This window comes from Mesorhizobium sp. M7A.F.Ca.AU.001.01.1.1, assembly GCF_004022735.1.
In the GTDB taxonomy this organism is placed as follows: domain Bacteria; phylum Pseudomonadota; class Alphaproteobacteria; order Rhizobiales; family Rhizobiaceae; genus Mesorhizobium; species Mesorhizobium ciceri.
Window position 1 is genome coordinate 1 of record NZ_RZPF01000543.1, and the last position, 4,620, is coordinate 4,620.

At 63.0% G+C, this 4,620-nt stretch carries 5 protein-coding genes; all 5 read right to left on the bottom strand.

Going from position 1 to position 4,620, the window contains the following annotated elements; all coding sequences use genetic code 11:
- On the bottom strand, positions 1-221 hold a 221-nt coding region (locus tag EN884_RS26550; RefSeq protein WP_164895166.1), incomplete at its 3' end, for a Tex-like N-terminal domain-containing protein.
- A 127-nt stretch (positions 222-348) separates the two neighbouring features.
- Positions 349-1,530 carry a serine hydrolase gene (locus EN884_RS26555; protein ID WP_063168912.1) on the bottom strand — a complete coding sequence of 394 codons (1,182 nt, stop codon included), beginning with the start codon at positions 1,528-1,530 and terminating at the stop codon, positions 349-351.
- 37 nt (positions 1,531-1,567) lie between these two features.
- Positions 1,568-2,764, bottom strand: a complete 1,197-nt coding sequence (locus tag EN884_RS26560; protein ID WP_024502675.1) for a serine hydrolase — start codon at positions 2,762-2,764, stop codon at positions 1,568-1,570.
- Positions 2,765-2,827: 63 nt separating this feature from the next.
- Complete coding sequence (locus EN884_RS26565; RefSeq protein ID WP_013529817.1) at positions 2,828-3,862, bottom strand: extracellular solute-binding protein; 1,035 nt, start codon at positions 3,860-3,862, stop codon at positions 2,828-2,830.
- A 23-nt stretch (positions 3,863-3,885) separates the two neighbouring features.
- Positions 3,886-4,620, bottom strand: a 735-nt coding sequence (locus tag EN884_RS26570; RefSeq protein ID WP_164895167.1) for an ABC transporter permease, incomplete at its 5' end; no start/stop codon positions are given.

Sequence of the window (4,620 nt, forward strand, 5' to 3'; positions counted from 1 at the left end):
GTGTCGCGGCGCGCGTCGAGCTCGCGCAGATAGGCAAGGCGTTCGGCAAGATCGCGCAATTGCGTGTCGTCGAGCCCGCCGGTGACTTCCTTGCGGTAGCGCGCCACGAACGGCACTGTCGCGCCCTCATCGAGCAGTTCGATCGCCGCGGCCGCCTGTTCGGGCCGCGCGCTGATCTCGGCCGCGATGATGGCTGCAATGCGCTTGATGTCGGATGCCATGTCGTTCCTGCTCTCATCCAAAGAGCGGCGACCATAGGCGCAGACCTCCGGCCCGCCAACCGCCGCGCTTCGATCAGCCCGGCGGGTCCACAGGAAAGCGTGCGCCAATGTGGCGATCGCGGCGCGCCTAGATCAGCCGGCTCAGCGCCTCGAAGAACGCGACGATCTCGATATCGAGCGGATCGTCGACAGGCTCCGGCTGCGACGACATCTTGGCGATCACCACTTCGGTCCTGGGATCGACATACAGCCACTGGCCATGAATACCGATGCCGCAATAGGCGCCGTTCTCGTGTCCAGTCTGGTACCATTTGTTGCGGTAACGGCCCTTGGGAAACAGTGGCAGCATCGCGCCGCGCTGCCAGGCGTCCGCACTGCCGCCAGTGCTGGTCGTGTCGCGCACCCAGGCTTCCGGTACGATGCGGCGGCCATTGGCCATGCCACCTTGCCGCATCATCTCGCCGACACGCGCCAGGTCGCGCGGCGTCACCGAAATGCCGCCGGCCGTGCGCGCCGTGCCTTCCATGTCGACGCCGATCGAGGCTTCGCTGACAGCGCCGAGCGGCAGCCACAGCTTCTCGCGCATCAGGTCGGTGAACCGCTGGCCCGACGCACGCTCGAGCAGCAGGCCGAGCAGGTCGGAATTCGGCGAGCGGTAGCGGAAGGTCTGGCCATGCGGCTCTGCAAGACGTTGCAGGGTCAGGATGAATTCGCGCAGGCTCTCCGTACCGCCGCCCGGATTCCACAGCGTGGCACGGCGATAGCGGGCGAAAGCACTTTCCGGATCGAGATAGGCTTCCTCGAAATCGAGACTGACGCTCATATCGAGCACATGCCGCACGCTCGCATCGCCATAGGCCGAGCCGGCGGCTTCGGGGATGTAGGCCGTCACCGGCGCTTCCGGGTCGAACACCCCCTCGCCTTCTAGTATGCCGGCAATGATGGCGGTCAGCGACTTGCTGATCGAAAAGATGATGTGGCGGGCGCCGAAATCCATATGCGGCGCGAACCAGTCGCCGACGATCCTGCCGCCTTTCATCACCGTCAGTGCGTCGGTGCTCGAACGTGCGAGAAAATCAGCCACCGTCTCCGGTGTGCCGGCGATCGCGACCTTCTCGCCGAGCAGGCCGCCCATATCGCGCACGGGGATTTCGACAACGCCCGACGTCGCCGCCACCCGGGCGGTCGGCACCAGTTCGCCGAGATTCTGGAACGACCACCGGTTGAACGGGTTCTCGCGCCAATTGGCGAGCACCACCTGGTTGCGCCGGAAGCCATAGCGGGTCTCGAACACGGTTTTGCCGGTCATGGCGTTTCCTTCCGGGTCGTTTCTTCTTTGTGGAGGCTCAGCGAAGTGCCGTGGCGATAGCGTGCACGGCTTTCAGCGTCGCTATGGAATAGGCACCATTGGCGAAATCCGGCCAGGTCGAAAGCTTCACCACGACCATTCCGGTGTTCCAGTCGATATGGATCATCTGACCGAACACGCCGCGGCACATCAGTGCGCGCGAGCGCGGGTCCTCGATCCAGAACTGGTTGCGATAGCTGCCCTCCGGCAGGCTGGGGCTGAAGTCCGGCCCATGCCTGCCGTTGCGCGTGTCCTCGACCCAGCCGGCCGGCACGACGCCGCCACCATTGTCGAGGATCAATTGGCCGAAGCGGCCATAATCGCGCAACGTTGCATTGAAGCCGCCATCGGCCACCGCATAGCCGGCGCTGTCGACGGTGAAGCAGGCGCTTTCGTCGGCGCCGAGCTTTTGCCAGAGCTCTTCCGAAACCAGCTGCGGCAGCCGTTTGCCTGTCACCCGCTCCATGATGAAGGCGAGCACATCGGTCTCGATCGAGCGGTATTCGAATTGAGCCCCGTGCGGGCGGATCGTGTCCTTCAAGCCCAGGATCAGCTCGAACATGTGCGAGGGCCAGCGAAAATCCGGATCGCTGCCCGGCGGCACCGGCTTCCAGCCGGTGGCGACATCGACCTGGCCGATGTCGGAATAGCGGTCGGTATATTCCTCGGAGAAACGCACGCCGCTCGTCATGTCGAGCACATGCTGCACATTGGCGCCGGCCCAGCCGGTGGCGCCGAGCTCCGGCAAATAATCCGTGACCGGCCTGGCCGGATCGATCAGGCGGCGCCCGACCAGTATGCCGAATACCGAACCGGTGACGGACTTGGCCATCGACTGCGACAGGTGCAGCGTGCGCTCACCCATGCCGTTGAAATAGCGCTCATAGGCTATCTTGCCGTCCTTGAGCACCAGAAAACCGTCCGTATAGGTCTCGTCGAGCAGCCCGGCGAGTGTCGTCGGCTTGCCCTCGCTGTCCTCGACCGCCAGCCCGTCAAGATCGACCTCGGCGCGTTCGAGACGGCGGCGATGGCCGTTGCCGCGCCAGACTTCGGCGGTCGGCAGAATTTCACGGATGTGCTGGAACGCCCAGCGGTTCCATGGCGGCCGGTCCCAGTCGAGCTTCGGCGGCACCATGGCGGGCGGCGAGCCCTGCATGATCGGCGGCCGCGGATCGCTGTTGCGATAGGAGTCCATGAAAGGCCATTCCCGGAAAAGAAAGACCCGGCGACATGTGCCGCCGGGTCCGTCATGCAGCGATTACTTCTGCAGTTCGGTCCAGATCTTGGTGTAGATGTCCTGGATTTCAGGCGCGCACATCTTCTGGAATTCGCCCTGTGGCTTCGCTGCGGCCGGAATGACGACTTCCGGCGCATCTTTCATGTCGGCCGGCATGTATTTGTCCGAGCCGGTGATGGCGTTGGCATAGCGGTGGAAGGCCGACAGGCCCGCCGCGTTTTCCGGATCCATGATGAAGTTCTGGAACAGCTTGGCATTGTCGACGTTCTTGGCTTCCTTCAGAACGACCACGTTATCGCTCCACAGGCCGTAACCTTCCTTTGGATAATTGTAGTGGATGGCCGGATTGGCCAGCCGCTGGCGCAGCGCCGAGCCGTTCCAGTCGCTGGTTGCCTTGAAGTCGCCGGCGCCCATCTTCTCGATGGTGTTGTATTCCATGGCGATCCAGTTCGGCTTGGCCGCGACCAGCGTGTCACGCACCTTCTTCAGCACCGCCTTGTCGTCCGTGCACTGCTGGCCGCCGACATATTTGATCGCCGCGAAGATGACGTCATTCATCTCGGGAACGACGTTGACCTTGCCCTTCAGCTCGTCCGGCGTGTTGAAGATGATGCCCCAGCTGTCGGCCGGTCCCTTGTAGGCGTCGGTGTTGACGACGACGCCCACCGTGCCCAGCGCCCACGGCACCGAGTATTTGCGGCCTGGATCGAAGTCGGGGTTGGCCCATTCGGGCGCTACATTCTTGAAGTTCTCCATCTTGCCGGGGTCGGTTTCCAGGACAAGGCCTTCCTTGATCCAGATCGGCACGTAGGTCTGCGAGGGTACCGCAATGTCGAAGCCGGTGCCGCCCTGGCGAACCTTGGCAAGCGCGGTGTCGTTGGAATCATAATCGGTGATGGTCACCTTGACGTTGTATTTGGCCTCGAACTTCTTGATCACGTCGGGGCTGGTGTAGTTGCCCCAATTGTAGATGTTGAGCACGCCGTCGGCGCGGGCCAGGCCCGTCGAGGCGAGCAACGCCAACCCCATGGCGGTTGCTGTTGTCTTCCAGTTCATGGTTTTAACTCCCATTTTTCGGTTCAGTCTCGTTTCCTGCTGACGAAGAGAAACAACGTGACGATGGCAACCGAGAGCAGCAGGAAGGCGGTCGATATCGCGTTGATCTCGGGTGTGATGCCGCGGCGGATCTGGCCGAGCATGTAGGTGGGCAGCGTGTCCTGGCCGCCCGATTTGACGAACTCGGTGATGACGACGTCGTCGAGCGAGATGACGAAGGCCAGCATCAGCCCGGCCAGGATGCCGGGCCACAGAAGCGGCAACGTGATGCGCCGGAACGTCTTCCAGGGCGTCGCGTAGAGGTCGGCTGCGGCACGCTCCAGCGTCAGGTCCATATTCTCAAGCCGCGCCCGGATCGGCAAATAGGCAAAGGGAATGCAGAACGCCGTGTGCGCGGCGACCAGATAGCCGATGCCGGAATAACCGGTGAAGATCTTGATGCGCGAGAAGAAGATCAGCAGCGCCACCCCGGTGACGATCTCGGGCACCATCAGCGGCTGGTTGATCGCCGCATACTTGAAGGTGAGGCCGGGATAGGACGCGGTGCGGGTGGTGGCGAGCGCCGCCATGGTGGCAAAGATCGTGGAGAGCACCGCCGCAATGGAGCCGATCTGGAAGGAACGCAGCGTGGCATCGACGACCTGCGTGTTCTGCCATGCCGACTGGAACCATTTCAGCGAAAAGCCGCCCCATTCGGAGGTCGAGCTCGCCGCGTTGAAGGCATAGATGACCAGCACGATGATCGGCAGATACAGCAC

Coding starts and splice junctions, on each gene's coding strand:
- EN884_RS26560 (WP_024502675.1), bottom strand. CDS start 2,764: ATGGACTCCTATCGCAACAGCGATCCGCGGCCGCCGATCATGCAGGGC.
- EN884_RS26555 (WP_063168912.1), bottom strand. CDS start 1,530: ATGACCGGCAAAACCGTGTTCGAGACCCGCTATGGCTTCCGGCGCAAC.
- EN884_RS26565 (WP_013529817.1), bottom strand. CDS start 3,862: ATGAACTGGAAGACAACAGCAACCGCCATGGGGTTGGCGTTGCTCGCC.